A 20,727-nucleotide genomic window follows, 5' to 3' on the forward strand; every position below is an offset into this window, starting at 1 on the left:
GGCCATCCATGAGACTCCTGTCCCTGGGCGGGGTGGCCGCTATTCTGGCCGCCCTGCTCGTCCCGGGCCCGGCGCCCGCCCAAGCGGCGAGCACGTACAACTACACCGAGGCCCTGCAGAAGTCGATCTACTTCTACGAGGCGCAGCAGTCGGGCAGAAAGCCCGACTGGAGCCGGGTGGAGTGGCGCGGCGACCGCACGCTGAACGACGGGAAGGCCGCCGGGGTCGACCTGTCCGGCGGCTGGTACGACGCGGGCGACCACGTCAAGTTCGGCTTCCCGATGGCGTTCACCACCACGATGCTGGCCTGGGGCCTGGTCGAGAACCGCACCGGCTACGGAACCCAGCTCACGCCCATGCTGAACAACCTCAAGTGGGCCACCGACTACCTGATCGCCGCCCATCCCGAACCTGAGACGCTGTACGTCCAGGTGGGCGACGGCAGTGTGGACCACGCCTACTGGGGCCCGCCCGAGGTGATCGACATCAAGGGCATGGCGCGGCCGGTCTACAAGATCACGCCGACGTGCAAGGGCACCGACGTCGTCGCCGAGACGGCTGCGGCCATGGCGGCCTCCTCGATGGCCTTCCGGCCGGCCGACCCGTCGTACGCCGACACGCTGCTCACCCACGCCAAGCAGCTGTTCACGTTCGCCGACACGACCAAGGGCTCCAACGGCCAGGACACGGCGTACACGAGTTGCGTGCCGGGCATCTCCGGCTACTACAACTCGACCTGGGAGGGCGGCGCCGACCACCCGGGCGCGACCAAGATGTACTGGGACGAGCTGGCCTGGGCGGCCGTGTGGCTCTACCGGGCCACCGGCACCGGGAGCTATCTCGACAAGGCCCGCGAGTTCTATCCCAAGATGGGCAGCGAGCCAGACGTGGGCCAGGGCGCGGGCGGGACCACGGTGCCCGCCTACACCTTCGGCCTCGGCTGGAACGACAAGGAATACGGCGTCTACGCGCTGATGGCCACCCTGACGGGCGACCAGCAGTACAAGGACGACGTCCAGCGCTACCTCGACTACTGGACGGTCGGATACAAGGGCAAGAAGGGGCCGGTCACCCCCGGCGGCCTGGCGTACATCTTCAACTGGGCGTCGCTGCGCATGGCGCTGAACACCGCGTGGGTGGCCCTCGTGTACGCCGACCACCTCGGGCCCGACGACCCGCTCTACGCCCGCTATCACGACTTCGCCAAGCGGCAGGTCGACTACGCCCTCGGGGACAATCCCCGCCATTCCAGCTACATGGTCGGTTTCGGGACCAACCCGCCGACCCACGTCCACCACCGGGCGGCCAGCGGCCAGTATCTCGGCTACATGAGCGACACCACCGGCCCGAACCTGCACGTCCTGTACGGCGCGCTCGCCGGCGGCCCGGACCAGACCGACGCCTACACCGACAGCCGTACGGACTACGTGCGCAACGAGGTGGCCATCGACTACAACTCCGGCATCACCAACGTGCTCGCGCGATTCGCCAAGGAGTACGGCGGGACGCCGGTGGCGAACTTCCCCGCCCCGGAGGAGAAGTACGACGAGATCCGCGCCGAGACCGGCAACGTCTACACCGGTGTGGACGGAACCTCGATGACCGTCACCATCACCAACACGTCGAACTGGCCGCCGCGCGTCCTCCAGTCGGGCAAGGCGCGCTACTACTTCACGCTCGACGGCTCCACCTCCGCCTCCCAGGTGAAAGTGACCGGCGGGGACAGCAACGGCTGTGCCGTGACCGGGCCGACGCTCGCGCAGGACCGCACCTACTACGCCGAGGTCGACTGCACGGGCAAGCCCATCTATCCCGGCGACGCCCAGCTCTACAAGCGCGGCACGCAACTGCGGATCTCGGTGCCGAACGGCGCGACCTGGGACCCGTCCAACGACTGGTCGGCGTCGGCGGCGTCGCACGTGCCGGTGTACGACGGGAACACGCTGGTGTGGGGCACCCCGCCCGGCGGCACGCCGTCGCCGTCCCCCTCGCCGTCCCCCTCGCCGTCGCCGTCGCCGTCGCCTTCGGGGTCGGCGGACACCACGCCGCCGAGCGCGCCGACCGGGCTGTGGGTCTGCGGAGCGGACTTCCAGAACGCGGTGCCGATGTGCTGGACCGCCTCGACCGACGACACCGGGGTCGCGGCCTATGACGTGTACATGAAGCAGGGCGCCGACTTCGTCAAGATCGGCTCGACGACCAGGACCCTCTACATCGCGGAGGGGCTGGTCGCCGGCACCAGCTACACGTTCTACGTGGTGGCAAGAGACGCCGCCGGCAACACCAGCGAACCCTCCAACACGCTCACCGCCACCGCCCAGTCGGGCCTGCCCACCCCCAGCCCCTCACCGTCCCCGTCCCCCTCGCCCAGCCCATCACCGTCCCCGTCGCCGTCTCCCGGCGGCGGCTGCAAGGTGACGTACGCGCCCAACGACTGGGGCGGCGGGTTCACCGCGACCGTCACGATCGCCAACACCGGCACCACCGCGATCAACGGCTGGACGCTGGCGTTCGCCTTCGCCGGCAACCAGAAGATCAGCCCGCCCGGCTGGTCGGCCACCTGGACGCAGAGCGGCGCGAACGTCACCGCCACCAACCTCGACTGGAACAGGACCATCAACCCGGGCCAGTCCGTCGAGATCGGTTTCCAGGGCACCTACACCGGATCGAACCCCACGCCCACCGCCTTCACCCTCAACGGCACCACCTGCTCGTGATCCCCGATCCGTGGTCCGGCGCACCCCGGTGCGCCGGACCACTTCTCACAGAGAGGTGCACTTCCATGTCCGTCCGAGGACTCCCCAAAGCCGGAGCCGTAAGAGCCGGACTCCTGGGAGCCGGTCTCCTGGGGGCCGGCCTCGCCCTCGCCGCGTCGACCCTCCCGCCGGCCTTCGCGGCCGCCTCCGCAGTGGCCGGGGACACCAGCCCGCCCAGCGCTCCAGGAACGCTGTATCACTGCCCGCTGCCCGCCCCGCCCGGAGCGGATTTCGGCATCGGCGTCTCGCTGTGCTGGGGCGCCGCGACCGACGACGTCGGCGTAACCGGCTACGACATCCAGGTGAAGCAGGACGGCGCCTTCACCACCATTCGCACCACGACCGGCACGGGTCTCCCCATCAGCGGCCTCACCCTGGGGCAGTCGTACACGTTCCGGGTTATCGCCAGGGACGCGGCGGGGAACGCGGGCCCGCCGTCCAACGAGGTGACGCAGACCGCGAACTATCTCAGCGGCGCGCCGCCGACCAGTCCTCCGCCCAGCCCGACGCCGATCGACCGGACCCCGCCGACCCGTCCGGAGGGGCTGGGGCCGTACAACGTCTACCTCAACGGCGCCGCCGGCCTGACGTGGACCCGCTCGACCGACAACGTGGCGGTCACCGGCTACGACGTGTACGCCTGGATCGACGGCGCCTTCCGTAAGGTGCCGGCCCAGGTCTCCGACCGGCCCGACGGCAGCGTCCTCGCGATCGTGGGCGACCTCACTCCCGGACGCGACTACCTGTTCTACGTGGTGGCGAAGGACGCCGCGGGCAACCTCAGCGCACCCTCCGACCTGGTCCGCCAGCGTGCCATGGTCGAGCCCCCCTCGCCCAGCCCGAGCCCCGGAACCGGAACGGACACCATCCCGCCCGGCACCCCGACCGGGCTGACCGCCGCGAGCGGGATGCCCATCCCCGGCGGGATCTTCCTGACCTGGAACGCCGTCAGCGACGACAGCCGCATCCCGCCGAAATACGACCTGTTCCGGCGGACCGACCACGGCTACGCCTACGAAGGCGAGAACGCCACTCCCCGCGACATCGTCGTCGGCCTCGAAGGCGGCAAGTCGTACACCTTCCAGGTCGTCGCCCGCGACGCCGCCGGCAACCTGAGCAACCCGTCGGCGCCGTACACCGCCGTCGCGACGCCCGACGGAACCTCCTCGCCCAGCCCGTCGCCGTCGCCTTCGGCTTCGGGGTCGGCGGACACCACGCCGCCGAGCGCGCCGACCGGGCTGTGGGTCTGCGGAGCGGACTTCCAGAACGCGGTGCCGATGTGCTGGACCGCCTCGACCGACGACACCGGGGTCGCGGCCTATGACGTGTACATGAAGCAGGGCGCCGACTTCGTCAAGATCGGCTCGACGACCAGTACCCTCTACATCGCGGAGGGGCTGGTCGCCGGCACCAGCTACACGTTCTACGTGGTGGCAAGAGACGCCGCCGGCAACACCAGCGAACCCTCCAACACGCTCACCGCCACCGCCCAGTCGGGCCTGCCCACCTTCAGCCCCTCGCCGAGCCCCTCGGTGTCTCCCTCGTCCGGCATCCGGTGCAAGGTGACGTACGCGGCCAACGACTGGGGCACCGGGTTCACCACGAACATAACGATCAACAACACCGGCACGACCACGATCAACGGCTGGACACTGGCGTTCACCTTCGCCGGCAACCAGAAGATCAGCCCGCCCGGCTGGTCGGCCACCTGGACCCAGACCGGAAACAGCGTCACCGCCGCCAACTTCGACTGGAACAAGACCATCAAACCCGGCGAGTCCGTCCAGATCGGTTTCCAGGGCACCTACACCGGATCGAACCCCACGCCCACCGCCTTCACCCTCAACGGCACCACCTGCTCCTGAGCCACCCCGAGCGGCCCGGCCGTCCAGCGGACGCGCCGGGCCGCGTGCGCATGTCTTACCACGCGTAGCGGCCGACGGGGCGGCGGGTGCCTGGGATGATACGGGGATGACCGACGCCTTGCCCGGGCTTGAGCCCGGTTCCGAATCCCGCACCACGCCCGTGGCGTCCCCGAGGCGGGTGGCCGGATACGAGATCGAGGACGAGCTGCGTGCCGCGGGGGCGGTCCACATCGCGGGCGTGGACGAGGTGGGCCGCGGCGCGTGGGCGGGCCCGGTGGTGGTCTGCGCGGCCGTCACCGCCTTCGGCCCGCCGCCCGAGCTGCCGGGACGCGGGGAGCGCACGATCAAGCTGACCGACTCCAAGCTGCTCGGCCCGGCCCAGCGGGAGGCGTTCGCGGCGGTCCTGCCGGAGTGGCTCATCTGTCACGCGTACGGCGAGTCGAGCCCCGAGGAGATCGACGAGGCCGGCATGACCGAGGCGCTGCGCCGGGCCGCGTGCCGGGCGCTGGAGGCCCTGCCGCTGCGGCCCGACGTGGTGCTCCTCGACGGCGCGCACGACTTCCTCGGCCGGCCGTGGCGGGTGCGGTGCGAGGTCAAGGCCGACCAGCGCTCGGTGTCGGTGGCCGCCGCGTCGGTGCTGGCCAAGGTGCACCGCGACCGCATGATGGCGGAGATCGGCGAGGAGCACCCGGCGTACGGCTTCGCCGCCAACGCGGGCTACCCCTCCCCCGTCCACCAGCAGGCGCTGGCGGAGACGGGGCCGACCCCGCACCACCGGCTCTCCTGGTCGTACCTCGACGACCTCCCTCAGTGGCGGCACCTGCGCAAGCACCGCGACCCCCTCGCAGGCTCCGGCCAGATGACCCTCCTCTGACACCCTGGCACCGGGCCCACGAGCTATCGAGCGGGAGAGGCGGCGCTCTCGGTGGCGGCGCTCTCGGTGGCGGCGATCGTGCGGCGCAGCAGGTCGCGGGCGTCGGCCAGCTCGGCCGTACGACGGTCGAGGACGTCGAGCTGGGCACGCAGCAGGTCGAGGACGCCGGGACACGGGCGCAGACCGGTGCGGCCGTCGGCGCACGGGAGCACCTGGCGGATGACCCGCGTGGGAAGGCCGGCGGCGAGCAGGGCCCGCACCCGCCCCACCGTCTCGACGGTCGCGTCGGCGTAGTCGCGGTAGCCGTTGGGGAGCCGTTCCGAGCGGATCAGCCCGATGCGCTCGTAATAGCGCAGAAGGCGTTCGCTGACCCCTGTCCTGCGTGCCAGCTCCCCGATCAGCATGGCGTCCGTCTCCTCCTGGTTTGACCTTCCAACGGTGTCAACCGCAACAGTGAAGCGCGCTGGTCACATTCCGGACCGCTCTAAGGAGACAACGTGATCATCGATGCGCACAGCCATGTCCACGACCCGGTCGCGGACCACATCGCACTGCTCGACGACGCCGGAGTCGATCGCGCGGTGCTGTTCCCCACGCGGACGCACCCGGAGCGGGCCACCGACCTGGAGTCGCTGCGCGGGGAGATGGCCGCTCTCGACGAGGCGATCGGGGGCCGCGCCAACGGACCCGGCCGATACCAGGCCGCCTACAGGGAGTTGGACGCGGCGCTCGCCGCTCACCCCGACCGGTTCATCGGTTTCCTGAGCGTGCCGCTGGATCTGCCGCCGGAGCACATCGCCGAGTGGATCGACCGGGAGGTGGCGGGGCGTGGCCTGCGAGGGATCGGGGAGCTGACGCCCCCGCCGGGGCAGGCCGGCCTGATCGAGCCCGTGCTGCGCGGGGCGGCCGACCACGGCGGGCTGCCCGTGGTCGTCCACGGCTTCGCGCCGACCACGGCGGACGACCTGCGGACGCTGGCGGAGCTGGCACGCGCCTATCCCTCCGTGCCCCTGGTGATCAGCCAGCTCGGGGGTCTCCATTGGATGGACGCGATCGCGCTGGTCCGGGACACGCCCAGCATGTTCCTGGAGCTGTCCACGGCATACCTGATCTTCGCCGTACGGCTGGCCATCGCGGAGATCCCCGACCGCACGCTCTTCGGCTCGGACGCCCCGTACGGCGACCCCGCCCTCGCCCGCGCGACCGTGGAGCGGGTCACCGCACCCGGGGAGCTACGTGACCGGGTGCTCGGAGGAACGGCCGCCCGGCTTCTCGGCCTCGCCTGACGTATCCCCAGCGCGGCGGGACGGCGGAGCGGCGGGCGATCAGCTCTATGGGCCCGTCGAGCACCTCGGCGACGCTAGCGACGAAGACCGTGGTCCGGCGGCTCGGGTGCGGCGAGCACCCCGGCCCTCCGCACCCGGCCTTCCCACTCGGGCGGGGTGTAGCGCGTGAACATCTCCGTACGGTCCTGGAGCGCGTCCTGGACGGCCTCCTCGTACCCCGGGCGCGCGTAAGCGATCGCGCGCAGCCGCCACTGACGCAACAACGCCTGCACCTGCTTGAGGCGGGCCAAGTCGTGTGCGGCGTCCAAAGCCTCGTCGTACTCCGCCCGGAACCAGGCGCGGGGGGACGGCGGGAGCGCCTCGAAGATCGCGGACGGGTCCTCAGGCTGCGCGGTCATGTCAGGTGGTGGAGGGTGGAGTGAGGTCGCCGGGGGTGAGGCCCATGCCGTCGGGGACGGCGGCGGGGTCGGAGCCGACGTGCAGCGGCTTGTTGTCCTTGTCGACGAAGACGACGCGTGGCTTGAGCGCCTTGACCTCGTCCTCGGCGACCAGCGCGTACGCGATGATGATCACGAGGTCGCCGACGGAGATGAGCCGGGCGGCGGCGCCGTTGATGCCGATGACGCCCGAGCCCGCCGGGCCCTCGATGACGTAGGTGGACAGGCGGTTGCCGTTGTCGATGTCGACGATGTCGACCTTCTCACCCTCGACGAGGTCGGCCTCGGCCATCAGGTCCGCGTCGATCGTCACCGAGCCGACGTAGTGCAGGTCGGCCTGCGTGACGGTCGCGCGGTGGATCTTCGACTTCATCAACGTGCGGAACATGGTCTCCCACCGGGGTGCGGACTGCCCTCCTTATGAGCGCCCTCGATGCTATGTCACACACCTGACCGGCAGGACCGCGGCCCGGCTACAGCGATCAATGACCGCCGCGGCCGGGCCGTTCCGGCGCCCGTGTCAGGCCGCGGGCCCGACGTATTCGACCGACGCGTCGAGCAGCCATTCCGCGACGTATCCGGCGAAGGACGAGCGGACCAGCAGGCGGAAGCCGTCCGCACCGGCGACCAGGACGACTCCGGCCCTGGCCAGCGTGGTCTGGGCGCAGCGGCCCGGGCCGAAGACCCGGGGGTGCAGGTCCAGCGTGCAGCCGTGGGCCAGGACGTCCCGCGCCCGGTCACCGGCCACCACCAGGGTGGTGCGCTGGGCCGACACGTCGACGACCGAGACGTGCTCGCCGCCTGCCGCCTCGGTGAGACGCGCCACCAGGCCGGGTGCGGCGCCGTCCGGGGCGAGAAGCACCCACTCGTCCGGCCCGAGCCAGAGCACTTCGAGGTCGCCGCCGCCCGCGACCGTGCCGGGCTCCACCGGCAGCGGCACGCCGATCGCGGTGCCGATGCGCTCGGCCGCCGGGCTCTTGGGGTCCACCCGGAGGTTGATCTGGGTCAGGAACGGGATCTCGGCCAGGCGCAGGCCGCCGCCCGCGCTCGCCGCCTCGAACCTCGCCGCGAACGCCGCGGCCGGACTCCTGCGCACAACCGTCGGCTCAGCCATCGCGGCGCGCTCCTTCCGGGTCGTACAGAACGTGGGAGGTCACGGTGACGGGCACCAGGTCCGCCCCGACCGGCGCGAACAGCCGCTCGCCGATCCGCTCGCGCCCGCCGCTCACCAGCGCGAGCGCGAACGTACGGCCCAGCGCGGCGCTGCGGTAGCTGGAGGTGACGAAGCCGAGCGTCGGCACCGGCGGCTCGGGCAGCGCCGAGGTCGCCACGAGGTGGGCGCCCTCGGGCAGCAGCACGCCGGGGTCCTCGGGCAGCAGGCCGACCAGGTGTTTGCGGTCGGGCCGGGAGGTGTCCGCCCGGGCGAAGGACCGCTTGCCGACGAAGTCGGCCTTCTTCTTCGAGACGATCCACTCCATGCCGAGGTCCTGCGGGGTGACCGTGCCGTCGGTGTCCTGGCCGACGATGGGGAACCCCTTCTCGGCGCGCAGCACGTGCATGGTCTCGGTGCCGTACGGCGTGACCTCGCCGGACGCCATGACCGCCTCCCACAGGGCGAGCCCGAACCAGGACGAGACGTTGATCTCGTAGGCCAGCTCGCCGGAGAAGCTGATCCGGCAGACGCGCGCCTCGATCCCGGCGACCTCGGCGTCCCGCCAGGTCATGAACGGGAAGCTGTCGTTGTCCACCGCCAGGCCGGGCGCGAGCCGCGCCAGCACCTCGCGGGAGCGCGGCCCGACGAGCGCCACGGTCGCCCACTGCTCGGTGACCGACGTGCAGTGCACCCGAAGGTCCGGCCACTCGGTCTGCAGCCACTCCTCCATCCAGTCGAGCACCGCCGCCGCGTTGCCGGTGGTCGTGGTGACGAGGAAGCGGTCGTCGGCCAGGCGGATGACGGTGCCGTCGTCGAAGACCATGCCGTCGGGGCGGCACATCACGCCGTAGCGGATGGAGCCGACCTTGAGCGTGCTCATCATGTTCGTGTAGAGCCGGTCGAGGAGCACCGCGGCGTCGGGGCCGACCACGTCGATCTTGCCGAGCGTGGAGGCGTCCATCGCGGCCACGTCCTCGCGGGCCGCCCGGCACTCGCGCAGCACGGCGGACTCCATGTCCTCACCCGCCTGCGGGTAGTACCAGGGCCGCTTCCACTGGCCGACGTTCTCGAACAGCGCACCGCGCGCGACGTGCCACTCGTGCATCGCGGTGACGCGCACCGGGTCGTGCAGGTGCCCCCGATCGCGGCCCGCCAGCGCGGCGAACGAGACCGGCGTGTACGGCGCGCGGAACGTCGTGGTCCCCAGCTCGGAAACGTCCACGCCGAGCGCGTGCGCCACGACGCCGCTGGTCAGCAGGCCGGACGTCTTGCCCTGGTCGTGGGCCGTGCCCGCCGTGGTGTAGCGCTTGACGTGCTCGACCGAGGTGAGCCCGGCGCCCGTCGCGCGCAGCACCTCCGCCACGGTGACGTCGCGCTGCAGGTCCACGAAGTGGGCGTCGTAGTCGTCGCTTTCCACAAGCCACAGGTGCTCGGCGGGCGCGGCGGCCGGTTCCTCCTCCGCGGACGGCAGAGCGATCTCGGCCGGTACGGCGAAGCCGGCGGCGGCCAGCGCGCGGCGGCCCGCCTCGGCGCCGTCCTCCAGGCATTCCCGCAGCGTGCGGACCCCCCGGGCGAACCCGGCGGCCTCCACCGCCTGACGGGTCTCGCCGGGCGTGAACGCGCCCAGCTCCTCGTCGTAGCGCAGCGTGCCCCCGGCCTGGCTGAACAGGTGCACCACCGGCGTCCAGCCGCCGGACACGAGCAGCAGGTCGGCGGCGATCTCGCGGGCCTCGCCGTCACCCCGTGGGGCGACCTGGACCGAGGAGACCTCGCCCTCACCCTTGGCGGCGGTGACCACGTGGCCGGTCAGCAGCTCGATGCCGCGCTCGGCGCAGCGGGCCGCCCACGTCTCGCCGGGAGCCTGCCGTACGTCGGCGATCGCGGCGATCTCGACACCGGCGTCGGCGAGGTCGAGCGCCGCGGCGTACGCGCTGTCGTTGATGGTGAACACGACCGCCCGCGACCCCGCAAGCACGCGGTAGTGGTTCGCGTAGGTGCGGGCCGCGCCGGCCAGCATCACGCCGGGCAGGTCGTTCCCGGCGAAAGCGACGAACCGCTCGTGGCCGCCGGTGGCCAGCACCACACGCCTGGCCCGGATGCGCCAGACGCGCTCGCGCGCCACGTCGGCGGGGGCCGCCGCGCCCAGGTGGTTGGTCCGGCGCTCCACCGCGATGACGTAGTTGTCGTCGTAGTGGCCGACGACCGTGGTGCGGCGCAGCACGCGTACGTCCGGCAGGGCGGCCAGCGCGGCGACCTCCTCGGCCGCCCACTCGCGGCCGGGCGCGCCGTCGAGCGTCTCGGTCGTGCCGAGGAGGCTGCCGCCCGGCTCGGGCCGCTCGTCGGCGAGGATCACCCGCGCACCGGCCCGCGCCGCCACGCTCGCGGCGGCGATGCCGGCCGGTCCCGCGCCGACCACGAGCACGTCGCAGTGGGCGTGCACCGCGTCGTAACGCGCCGGGTCGGGCCGGTCGGCCAGCCTGCCCTGTCCCGGCAGGCCGGAGGCGACCAGGCCGTCGTACAGCTCGACGGTCGTGGCGGTGAGCATCGGCTCGGGGAAGGGCTCCTCGATCTGGACGAGCGCGTTCGGCTCCTCGCAGCCCGCGGCGTAGACGCCGCGCGGACGGCCGAGCTTGATGCTGCTCGCCACCGCGCGCACGCCGTTGGCGAGCAGCGCCGAGGCCAGCGTGTCGCCCTCAAGGCCCTCGTAGTCGCGGCCGTCGAACCGGAAGCGCAACGTCGTGCCCGTCGCCCCCTCGCGACGGTACGGCTGACCGGCCCTGCTGGTCTGCTCGCTTCGCTCGCTCATGCGCTCACCGGCCGCGGCTCGCCCACGCGGTAGACGGCGTGGATCTCGTTGGTGGCGGTGTCGCGTACGGCGTTGAACCAGCGGCGGCACCCGGCCGTGTGGCTCCACCGCTCCGCGAACAGGCCCTTGGGATTGTCGCGGAAGAACAGGTAGCGGGCCCACTCCTCGTCGGACAGGGCGGCCGGGTCCTCCGGATAGGCGACGTGGGCCTGCCCCCCGTAGTGGAACTCGGCCTCGTCCCGCGGCCCGCACCACGGGCAGGGAATCAGCAGCATTCTGTCTGTCTCCGGTGTTAGTGCGCGACGGCGGCGGCGCCGTGCTCGTCGACGAGCTTGCCGGTCGTGAACCGGTCGAGCGAGAAGGGTGCGTTGAGCGGGTGGGGCTCGCCGGTGGCCACGGTGTGGGCGTAGCACCAGCCGACGCCCGGGGTGGCCTTGAACCCTCCGGTGCCCCAGCCGCAGTTGACGTACAGGTCCTCGACGGGGGTCAGGCCGACGACGGGCGAGGCGTCGGGGGTCACGTCGACCACACCGCCCCAGGTCCGCAGCACGTGCGCCCGGGCGAAGACCGGGAACAGCTCCAGCGCCGCCGACATCTGCCGCTCGATGATGTGGAACGCGCCGCGCTGGCGGTAGGAGTTGGCCGCGTCGATGCCCGCGCCCATGACCAGCTCGCCCTTGTGCGCCTGGCTCACGTAGACGTGCACCGCGTTGGACATGACCACGGTCGGATGCACCGGTTCGAGCAGCTCCGACACCAGCGCCTGCAGCGGGTGGCTCTGCAGCGGCAGCGACACCCCGGCGTAGCCGGCGACGACCGAGGAGTGCCCGGCGGCGGCGAGCGCGACCTTCTTGGCGGCGATCGGGCCGCGGGTGGTCCGCACGCCGGTCACCCGGCCGTCGCGTACGTCGAGACCGGTCACCTCGCAGTGCTCGATCATGTCGACCCCGAGGTCGGCTGCCGCCTTGGCGAAGCCCCACGCGACGTAGTCGTGCTTGGCGATGCCCGCCCGGGGCTGGTAGGTGCCGCCGAGCACCGGGTAGCGCACGTCGGGCGAGATGTCGACGATCGGGCAGACCTCCTTGACCTGCTCCGGCGTCAGCCACTCGGCGTCCACGCCGTTGAGCCGGTTGGCGTTGACCCGGCGCACGCTGTCGCGCACGTCCTGCAGGCTGTGGGCGAGGTTGAGCACGCCGCGCTGGCTGAACAGCAGCGGATAGCCGAGGTCCTCCTCCAGGCCCTCCCACAGCTTCAGCGCGTGCTCGTAGATGCCCGCGCTCTCGTCCCACAGGTAGTTGGATCGGATGATCGTGGTGTTGCGGGCCATGTTGCCGCCCGCGAGCCAGCCGCGCTCCAGCACGGCGACGTCGGTGATCCCGTGGTTCTTGGCGAGGTAATAGGCCGTGGCCAGGCCGTGCCCGCCGCCCCCGACGATCACCACGTCGTACGCGCGCTTGGGCTCGGCCGAGCGCCACAGGCGGTCGGGGTGGTCGGGCAGGTCGGCGCCCGGCGTCCTGCGCCCTTGGGTGTGCGGGCTCACTGGGCGGCTCCGTTCAGGCCGGGGTAGAGGGGGTGCTTGGCGGCGAGGGCCTCGACCCGGGCGCGTAGCGCCGTCAGGTCCGCGTCCGGACGCAGCGCCTGGGCGATCACGTCGGAGACCTCCTCGAACTCGGCGCGGGCGAAGCCCCGGGTGGCCAGGGCCGGGGTGCCGATCCGCAGCCCCGAGGTGACCATCGGGGGCCGGGGGTCGAACGGCACCGCGTTGCGGTTGACCGTGATCCCGGCCTCGTGCAGCCGGTCTTCGGCCTGCTTGCCGTCCAGCTCGGACTCGCGCAGGTCCACGAGCACCAGGTGGACGTCCGTCCCGCCGGACAGCACCCGTACGCCCGCCTCGGCGGCGTCGGGGGCGAGCAGGCGGTTCGCGAGGATCTGCGCGCCCTCCAGCGTGCGGCGCTGCCGGTCGCGGAACCACTCGCCCGCCGCGATCTTGAACGCGACGGCCTTGGCCGCGACGACGTGCTCCAGCGGGCCGCCCTGCTGGCCCGGGAACACCGACGAGTTGATCTTCTTGGCCAGGTCCTCGGTGGACAGGATCCCCCCGCCGCGCGGCCCGCCCAGCGTCTTGTGGGTGGTCGTGGTGACGACGTGCGCGTGCGGCACCGGCGACGGGTGCAGCCCCGCCGCGACCAGCCCGGCGAAGTGCGCCATGTCCACCATCAGGTAGGCCCCGACCTCGTCGGCGATGCGCCGGAAGGCGGCGAAGTCGAGGTGGCGCGGGTAGGCCGACCAGCCCGCGATGATCAGCTTGGGCCGGTGCTCGCGGGCGAGCCGCTCGACCTCGTCCATGTCCACGAGGCTGTCGCTCTCACGCACGTGATAGGCCACGACGTTGTAGAGCCGGCCGGAGAAGTTGATCCGCATGCCGTGGGTCAGGTGGCCGCCGTGCGCGAGGTCGAGACCGAGGATCGTGTCGCCCGGCTCCAGCAGGGCCGACATGGCCGCCGCGTTGGCCTGCGCCCCCGAGTGGGGCTGCACGTTGGCCGCCTCCGCGCCGAACAGCGCCTTCACCCGGTCGATCGCCATCTGCTCGATCACGTCGACGTTCTCGCAGCCGCCGTAGTAGCGCCTGCCCGGGTAGCCCTCGGCGTACTTGTTGGTGAGCACCGAGCCCTGCGCCTGCATCACCGAGACGGGCGCGAAGTTCTCCGAGGCGATCATCTCCAGCGTGGTGCGCTGGCGGCGCGTCTCCTCACCGATCGCCGCCGCGACCTCGGGGTCGGTCTCGGCGAGCGGCGCGTCCATCACCGAATCGTTCACTTCAGTCCTCACTAGCTGCGCAGCCGTTCCATGGCGGGGTCGAACAGGGGCTCCTCGGCGACCACGGCGGTCACCCGCCGGTCGAAGTAGCCGATCTCCAGCGTCCGTCCCGGCGTGGCCAGCTCGGTGGGCAGCCAGGCGTAGGCGATGCCCTTGCCGATCGTGTAGCCGAAGGCCGCGCTGGTGACGTAGCCGACGGCGCTGTCGCCGTCGTACACCGGCTCCTTGCCCATCACGACCTGGGCGGGGTCGTCGATGGTGAGGCAGGTGAGGCGGCGGCGCACGTTCTCCTTGCGCCGCTCCAGCGCCTCACGGCCGATGAAGTCGCCCTTGTCCGGCTTCACCGCGAACCCGAGCCCCGCCTCGTACGGGTCGTGCTCGTAGGTCATGTCGGTGCCGAAGGACCGGTAGCCCTTCTCCAGCCGCAGGCTCGCGAACGCGCCGCGCCCGCCGGCGATGATGCCGTGCTGCTGCCCGGCCTCCCAGAGCGTGTCCCACAGCTTCGCGCCGAGGTCGGCGGTGGTGTAGAGCTCCCAGCCCAGCTCGCCGATGTACGACAGCCGCAGCGCGGTGACCGGCACGGTGCCGATGTACGCCTTCTTCGCCCGGAAGTAGCGGAAGCCCTGGTTGGAGAAGTCGGCGTCGGTGAGCGGCTGGACGAGGTCGCGGGCGCGCGGGCCCCAGACGCCGAGGCAGCAGGTGCCGGCCGTGATGTCGCGGACCATGACCGAGCCGTCCGCGGGCAGGTGGCGGTGGAACCAGTCGAGGTCGAGGTTGCCGTTGGCGCCGACCTGGAACACGTCGCGGCCCAGCCGGGCGACCGTCACGTCGCTGCGGATGCCGCCGTCGGTGTCGAGCAGCAGGCAGTAGGTCACCGAGCCGACCGACTTGTCCATCTGCCCGGTCGTCAGCCGCTGGAGGAAGGCGAGGGCGCCGGGGCCGGCGACCTCCAGCCGCTTCAGCGCGGTCATGTCGTACAGCGCGACGGACTCGCGGGACGCCTGGGCCTCCGCGCCGACGATCGGCGACCAGTAGCGGGCCGCCCAGTCGTTGGGCGTGGGGATGTCGCGCCCCTCCAGCAGGCGGGCGTTCGCGCCGTACCACTGCGGCCGCTCGTAGCCGACGGCCTCCAGGAAGAACGCGTCCAGCTCGCGCTGCCGGGTGTGGAAGGGGCTGAGGCGCAGCGGCCGCGGCTCCTCCATCGGCTGGAGCGGGTGGATGATGTCGTAGACCTCGACGAAGTTCTGGCAGTCGCGGGCCATCACGTAGTCGGGGGCGAGCTGGTGCGGCTCGAACCGGTTGACGTCGCATTCGTGCAGGTCGAATGACGAGCAGTGGCCGTCGACCAGCCACTCGGCCATCGCCCTGCCGACGCCCGCGGAGTGGGTCACCCAGACCGCCTCGGCCACCCAGAAGCCCTTGACCTCCGACGACTCGCCCAGGAGGGGCATGTGGTCCTGGGTGAAGGAGAAGACCCCGTTGATTCCCTCGTCGAGCTTGGCCGCGCGAGTGCCGGGCAGCAGCCGCTGGGTCTCGGTCCAGGCGTCCTCGAAGTCCTCCGGCGTGAACGTCAGCACCGAGGGCATGACCTCGGCCTCGTCCACCGGCAGCAGCTCCTCGGGCTTGACCGGCATGGGCCGGTGGCCGTAGTAGCCGATGCCGACGCCGTCGAACCGCTGGCGATAGTAGAGGTCGGCGTCCTGGTGGCGCAGGATCGGCAGCGTCGCCTCCTCCTCGCGTCCGGCGAGGTCGGGCACCTGTCCGGTCCAGGCGAGCTGGTGGGCGAGCGGGGTGAGCGGCAGCGGCATCCCGACCATGGCGGCCACCTTCGGGCCCCAGATGCCGGCGCAGCAGACCACGATGTCGGCGGGGATCTCACCCTGATCGGTCACCACGGCGGCCACCCGGCCGTCCTCGGTGCGGACGTCGAGCACCTCGTGCCGGTCCAGCACCCGCACGCCGCGCGACCGCGCCCGCCTGAGCTGCGCCTCGACCGCGCGTACGGCCTTGGCGAGGCCGTCCTTCGGAATGTGCAGGCCGCCGAGCACGACCTCGGGGTCGATCAGGGGGAAGAGCTCGGCGCACTCGGCGGGGGTGAGCAGGTGCGACTCGACGCCCCAGGAGGTCGCCCAGCCGTGCCGCCGGTGCAGTTCGGCGAGCCGTTCCGGGCTGGTCGCGACCTCCAGTCCGCCGACCTGGAGGAAACAGGGCTCGCCGTCGACGTCGAGCGAGCTGAGCTTCTCGACGGTGTAGCGCGCCATCTCGGTCATGGTCTTCGACCCGTTGATCTGGAAGACCAGTCCCGGGGCGTGCGAGGAGGAGCCTCCGGTCGCGGGCACCGAGCCCTGGTCGACCACGGTGACGTCCGTCCAGCCCCGGGCCGACAGTTCGTCGGCGAGCGCCGCACCGACGACGCCTGCTCCGATGATGACGACGCGCGGGCCCGTCATACCCACCTCCGTTGCTGCATATTTTGTTGCACTATTCGCAACATTATGCGTTTAACGCAACAAGCGTGACGCGTCACATCCCGGGTGTCAAGCATCAAAAACCGGACAAAACCGCACCCTCGGGAGGGCCGGTTCAGCGCCGGGCGGGGCCGAACCAGCCCATGCGGGCGGACACCTCCTGCGCCGCGGCCATGACCTGCTCGGCCACGGCGGGGATCGCCGCCTCGGGCATCCGGAAGGTCGGGCCGGACGCGCTGAGCGAGGCGACGACGGAACCGTCCGCGCCGAGGACGGGCGCCGCGACCGCGCTCAGGCCGTCCTCCAGCTCGTCCACCGCCGTCGCGTACCCACGGCGGCGCACCTCGGCGAGCTCCGCGCGCAGCCGGGCGGGATCGGTGACGGTCCGCGTGGCGAGGACGGGCAGCCCGGCCGCGATCACCTCCTCGCGCAGCGCGGCGGGCGCGTGCGCGAGCAGCACCTTGCCGTTGGACGTCGCGTGCAGGGGGATCCGCTGCCCCACCCAGTGGTGGAGCTGGAGCGCCGATCGTCCGGCGACCTGGTCGACGTACAGGGCCTCGCCTCCGGACAGGACGGCCACGTTGACGGTCTCCCCCACCGCGCGGGCGAGCGCCGGCGTGACGGCCCGGCTCTCGCGCACCAGGTCGAGCCGCGCGCTGGTCGCCCCCGCGAGCCGCACCAGGCCAACGCCGAGCCGATATCTGCCGCGATCGTTGTCCTGCTCGACCAGGTCGTGGCTCTCCAGCGTCGCCACCAGTCGGAACGCGGTGGACCTGTGCACGCCGAGGGTGGCCGCGAGCTCACTGACGCCGAGCTCACCGTCGCGGGCGAGCAACTTCAGGATGGTGAGGGCGCGGTCGACGGACTGTACGTTCGCACCCTCACCGGATTCGTTGCCCATGACACAACTGTACGCGTAATACGCACCAAGCTCTTGACCTGATCGACGCGACGGGTCACGCTGTTGCGTATACGACACCATGTTGCGTATGACGCACTCTGGAGGCTCCATGTCCGCTCGCCCGGGTCGCGAGTTCGTCCTCACGTTCTCCTGCGTCGACCGGCCGGGGATCGTCTACGCGGTGAGCGGCTTCCTCGTCCAGCACGCGGGTGACATCCTGCAGAGCCAGGAGTTCAACGACAGGACGAACGGCCACTTCTTCATGCGGGTGCACTTCGGGGTGCCCGAGGGCCGCGGCGACATCGACGAGCTGCGCCGCGGCTTCTCCCACGTCGGCGACTCCTTCCGGATGAACTGGCAGATCAAGGACGCCGTGACGCCCACGAGGACGCTCGTGCTCGTGTCGAAGTTCGGCCACTGCGTCAACGACCTGCTCTACCGGCAGCGGCTCGGCGCACTGAACGTCGAGATCCCCGCGATCGTCTCCAACCACCGCGACCTCGAACCGCTGGCCGAGTTCTACGGCGTGCCGTTCCACCACGTGCCCGTCACGCCCGACACCAAGCCCGAGGCCGAGCGGCGCGTCCTGGAGCTGGCCGAGGAGCTCGACACCGACCTGGTGGTGCTCGCCCGCTACATGCAGATCCTGAGCGACGACATGTGCAAGCGCCTGGAGGGCCGGGCGATCAACATCCACCACTCGTTCCTGCCGGGGTTCAAGGGCGCCAAGCCCTACCACCAGGCGCACGACCGCGGGGTCAAGCTGATCGGCGCCACCGCGCACTACGTCACGGCCGACCTCGACGAGGGGCCGATCATCGAGCAGGACGTCGAGCGCGTCGATCACTCGCTCGACCCGGACGCGCTCGTCACCGTGGGCCGCGATGTGGAGGCCCGGGTGCTGGCCAGGGCCGTGCGCTGGCACAGCGAGAACCGCGTCCTCCTCAACGGCGACCGCACCGTCGTCTTCCGCTGACTCCCCATACTGCGTTCACGGACGCTCGGGCGCACCGAGCAGGCCGCGGTCGTACCCCTCCGCGACCGCGGCCGCGCGGTCGTTGACGCCGAGCTTCGCGTAGATGTTGAGCAGGTGCGTCTTGACCGTGGCCTCGGTGATGAACAGACGGGCGGCCGCCTCCCGGTTGGTGTTCCCTGCCGCGACCAGGCGCAGCACCTCCAGCTCGCGCCGGCTCAACGGGCCGGCCGGCGGCGCCGGGGTGCGCAGCCGGCTCATCAGGCGGGCGGCGACCGACGGAGACAGCGTGGCCTCACCGCGGGCGGCAGCGCGTACGGCGCGCAGCAGTTCGTCTCGCGGCGCGTCCTTGAGCAGGTAGCCGGTGGCACCGGCCTCGATCGCGGGCAGCACGTGGCTGTCGGTGTCGTAGGTGGTCAGCACCAGCACCCGGGCGGGCACGCCGCGCCGGGTCAGCTCTGCGATCGCGGTGACGCCGTCCATGCCGGCCATCCGCAGGTCCATCAGGATCACGTCCGGCCCGAGCGCCTCGGCCAGCCTGATCGCCTCGGCCCCGTCCGCCGCCTCGCCGACCACGGTGAACTCGGGATCGCGGGCGAACATGCTGCTCAGCCCGTCCCGCACCACCGGGTGGTCGTCGGCGATGAGGAGCTTGATCGGGTCGCTCATGGACGCACCTCCGGTGCCCCGGCCGGCAGACAGGCCGAGATTCCCGTCCCGTGCCCCGGCTCCGATTCGATCTGCAGCGTGCCCGACAACGCCTCGATCCGCTGCCGCATCGCCACCAGCCCGAAGCCCCCGTCGCGCTCGGCCCGGACGGCCGGGTCGAAGCCGCGGCCGTCGTCGCGGACGTCGAGAGCCACCTGCCTGTCCATGTAGGAAAGGGTGAGACCGACGCGGGTGACGGGGCAGGCGTGCTTGGCGACGTTGGCCAGAGCCTCCTGGGCGACCCGGAACAGGGCGACCTCGGCCTCCGGGCGCAGCGTGCGGGGTTCGCCGGTGACCGTGACCTGGGCCGGGACGCCGTGGCGGGCCGACCACCCGGCCGCCACCTCGGTGACGGCGTCGGCCAGCCGGCCGGTCTCCAGCGGCTCCGGGCGCAGCTCGTTCACCGAGCGCCGCGCCTCGGTGAGGCTCTCCCGCGCCAGCGCGGTCGCCGCCGCATGGTGCCGGCGCCACGCGGCCGGGTCGTCCGCCGCGTGCTCGGCGGCCTGCAACTGGGTGACGATGCCGGTCAGGCCCTGGGCCAGCGTGTCGTGGATCTCCCGGGCCATCCGGGCCCGCTCGTCCAGGACGCCGGCCGCGCGGGCCTGCTCCACCAGCCGTTCCTGCAGCGCCGCGTTCTCGGCCAGTGCCGCGGCCAGCCGCGTGTTGGCCTCCCGGGCCTCGCGCAACGCCGCCTCCCGGCCGTCGTAGTAACGCCCGCCGATCTCGCCTATCCAGGCCAGCAGGCACATCGGCGCGATGTTGACGACCAGGATCCCCAGGTATTCGAGGCGGCCGGCCCACGAGCCGGTGTCCACGCCGGCCGACTGTGCCGTGCCGGCCACCACCGCGACGCCGGCGATGAAGTACAGCTCGCGCGGCCAGCCGATGATCCGGTAGGCGTAGAAGTACAGCACCGGCGTGTACACGCCGAACCACGGGTCGCGCAGGACCATGACCAGCCCGAACACGATCAGGCCCGACAGGAAGACGCCCATCACGCCGCTCCGGTCGCGCCACTGCGGATGCAGCGTGAACAGTGCCAGGCTCCACACCGCGGCCGCCGCGCAGAGCACGAGGTCGACGGCGAGAGAGCCGGGCCGGTCGTGCTTCAGGGCGATGGTCAGGGCGGCCATGACGGCCAGAGCCACGTAGGGGACCACGGTGACCATGGGCAGGAACCGTTGGTCCCAGCCCGCCGGCCTGGCCATCTGCCAACTCCGCATCGCGCACCTACCCCCAGCGGAACAACCTAGCCGCCGCCCCGGCCGCCCGCGGGAGCGGCGTGAGCGGAGCGCGCTCAGTGCTCACGGCCGGATCGCCGGGCGCCGGTTGATCCGCACGACCACGGCCAGCAGGAGCAGGCCGCAGACACCCTGTTCGAGCTTGAACCACAGCGGGAAGACGCCGGGCAGCGCGATGATCACCACGATCGCGACCAGCATGATCGCGGTGACGACACGCAGCCGCACCAGCATCCGGCGGTCGCCGCGGGCCGCCCGGACCGCGAAGAACAGCGTGAGCAGTGAGCCGGCGGCGACGAGCGTGCCGCGGACCCAGACCTCGGTGGTCACCATCGTCGCGTCCTGCCGAAACACGATCATCGCCACCAGTGTCAGCACGCTGACCGCGGCGTACCCGCCGATCAGCCAGACCACGTCGCGCATTCCGTACGCCTCCGTCTTC

At 71.8% G+C, this 20,727-nt stretch carries 18 protein-coding genes; 5 read left to right on the forward strand and 13 right to left on the reverse strand.

Going from position 1 to position 20,727, the window contains the following annotated elements:
* Positions 1-8: 8 nt before the first annotated feature.
* The 3 genes from FLV34_RS34505 (at position 9) to FLV34_RS34515 (ending at position 5,495) form a co-directional block, all read left to right on the forward strand.
* A complete protein-coding gene (locus FLV34_RS34505; protein ID WP_147945096.1) occupies positions 9-2,717 on the forward strand; it encodes a glycoside hydrolase family 9 protein in 2,709 nt (902 codons plus the stop codon).
* 65 nt (positions 2,718-2,782) lie between these two features.
* Positions 2,783-4,621: a cellulose binding domain-containing protein gene (locus FLV34_RS34510; protein WP_147945097.1), complete on the forward strand. Its 1,839-nt coding sequence runs from the start codon at positions 2,783-2,785 to the stop codon at positions 4,619-4,621.
* Positions 4,622-4,727: 106 nt separating this feature from the next.
* The gene (locus FLV34_RS34515) at positions 4,728-5,495 is read left to right on the forward strand and encodes a ribonuclease HII (RefSeq protein ID WP_142647261.1); all 768 of its coding nucleotides are present in this window, start codon (positions 4,728-4,730) and stop codon (positions 5,493-5,495) included.
* A 23-nt stretch (positions 5,496-5,518) separates the two neighbouring features.
* Here FLV34_RS34515 and FLV34_RS34520 read toward each other — a convergent pair whose 3' ends face one another.
* On the reverse strand, positions 5,519-5,899 hold the full coding sequence (locus FLV34_RS34520) for a MerR family transcriptional regulator (RefSeq protein ID WP_147945098.1): 381 nt from the start codon (positions 5,897-5,899) through the stop codon (positions 5,519-5,521).
* Positions 5,900-5,992: 93 nt separating this feature from the next.
* Here FLV34_RS34520 and FLV34_RS34525 point away from each other — a divergent pair, with 93 nt between their 5' ends.
* A complete protein-coding gene (locus FLV34_RS34525; protein ID WP_147945099.1) occupies positions 5,993-6,781 on the forward strand; it encodes an amidohydrolase family protein in 789 nt (262 codons plus the stop codon).
* Positions 6,782-6,855: 74 nt separating this feature from the next.
* Here FLV34_RS34525 and FLV34_RS34530 read toward each other — a convergent pair whose 3' ends face one another.
* From FLV34_RS34530 to FLV34_RS34570, 9 genes are all read right to left on the reverse strand, one after another.
* Positions 6,856-7,179 (reverse strand): DUF6247 family protein, encoded by a 324-nt coding sequence (locus FLV34_RS34530; protein ID WP_147945100.1) that lies wholly within the window; start codon positions 7,177-7,179, stop codon positions 6,856-6,858.
* Between the two features lies 1 nt (position 7,180).
* The gene (panD, locus tag FLV34_RS34535; RefSeq protein ID WP_142647265.1) at positions 7,181-7,606 is read right to left on the reverse strand and encodes an aspartate 1-decarboxylase; all 426 of its coding nucleotides are present in this window, start codon (positions 7,604-7,606) and stop codon (positions 7,181-7,183) included.
* Between the two features lie 132 nt (positions 7,607-7,738).
* The gene (locus FLV34_RS34540) at positions 7,739-8,332 is read right to left on the reverse strand and encodes a sarcosine oxidase subunit gamma (RefSeq protein WP_147945101.1); all 594 of its coding nucleotides are present in this window, start codon (positions 8,330-8,332) and stop codon (positions 7,739-7,741) included.
* On the reverse strand, positions 8,325-11,177 hold the full coding sequence (locus tag FLV34_RS34545) for a 2Fe-2S iron-sulfur cluster-binding protein (RefSeq protein WP_147945102.1): 2,853 nt from the start codon (positions 11,175-11,177) through the stop codon (positions 8,325-8,327). The genes FLV34_RS34540 and FLV34_RS34545 overlap by 8 nt, the downstream gene beginning before the upstream one ends.
* Positions 11,174-11,452: a sarcosine oxidase subunit delta gene (locus FLV34_RS34550; protein ID WP_142647268.1), complete on the reverse strand. Its 279-nt coding sequence runs from the start codon at positions 11,450-11,452 to the stop codon at positions 11,174-11,176. Before FLV34_RS34550 ends, FLV34_RS34545 begins: the two co-directional genes overlap by 4 nt.
* Positions 11,453-11,469: 17 nt before the next feature.
* Positions 11,470-12,717 (reverse strand): sarcosine oxidase subunit beta family protein, encoded by a 1,248-nt coding sequence (locus FLV34_RS34555; protein ID WP_142647269.1) that lies wholly within the window; start codon positions 12,715-12,717, stop codon positions 11,470-11,472.
* The gene (glyA, locus tag FLV34_RS34560) at positions 12,714-13,979 is read right to left on the reverse strand and encodes a serine hydroxymethyltransferase (RefSeq protein ID WP_147945108.1); all 1,266 of its coding nucleotides are present in this window, start codon (positions 13,977-13,979) and stop codon (positions 12,714-12,716) included. The genes FLV34_RS34555 and glyA overlap by 4 nt, the downstream gene beginning before the upstream one ends.
* Before the next feature lie 26 nt (positions 13,980-14,005).
* Entirely contained in the window at positions 14,006-16,444 is a 2,439-nt protein-coding gene (locus FLV34_RS34565; protein ID WP_147945103.1) for an FAD-dependent oxidoreductase, read from the reverse strand.
* Between the two features lie 133 nt (positions 16,445-16,577).
* The gene (locus FLV34_RS34570) at positions 16,578-17,363 is read right to left on the reverse strand and encodes an IclR family transcriptional regulator (protein ID WP_147945104.1); all 786 of its coding nucleotides are present in this window, start codon (positions 17,361-17,363) and stop codon (positions 16,578-16,580) included.
* 109 nt (positions 17,364-17,472) lie between these two features.
* Here FLV34_RS34570 and purU point away from each other — a divergent pair, with 109 nt between their 5' ends.
* Complete coding sequence (gene purU, locus FLV34_RS34575; protein WP_142647272.1) at positions 17,473-18,339, forward strand: formyltetrahydrofolate deformylase; 867 nt, start codon at positions 17,473-17,475, stop codon at positions 18,337-18,339.
* Positions 18,340-18,354: 15 nt separating this feature from the next.
* Here the strand turns inward: purU and FLV34_RS34580 are convergent, their stop codons facing one another.
* The 3 genes from FLV34_RS34580 to FLV34_RS34590 form a co-directional block, all read right to left on the reverse strand.
* On the reverse strand, positions 18,355-19,005 hold the full coding sequence (locus FLV34_RS34580) for a response regulator transcription factor (RefSeq protein WP_142647273.1): 651 nt from the start codon (positions 19,003-19,005) through the stop codon (positions 18,355-18,357).
* On the reverse strand, positions 19,002-20,252 hold the full coding sequence (locus FLV34_RS34585) for a sensor histidine kinase (protein WP_147945105.1): 1,251 nt from the start codon (positions 20,250-20,252) through the stop codon (positions 19,002-19,004). Before FLV34_RS34585 ends, FLV34_RS34580 begins: the two co-directional genes overlap by 4 nt.
* Before the next feature lie 96 nt (positions 20,253-20,348).
* A complete protein-coding gene (locus tag FLV34_RS34590; RefSeq protein ID WP_142647275.1) occupies positions 20,349-20,708 on the reverse strand; it encodes a hypothetical protein in 360 nt (119 codons plus the stop codon).
* Positions 20,709-20,727: the final 19 nt, after the last annotated feature.

The sequence above is a fragment of the Microbispora sp. CSR-4 genome (genome assembly GCF_008033685.1).
GTDB lineage: Bacteria > Actinomycetota > Actinomycetes > Streptosporangiales > Streptosporangiaceae > Microbispora.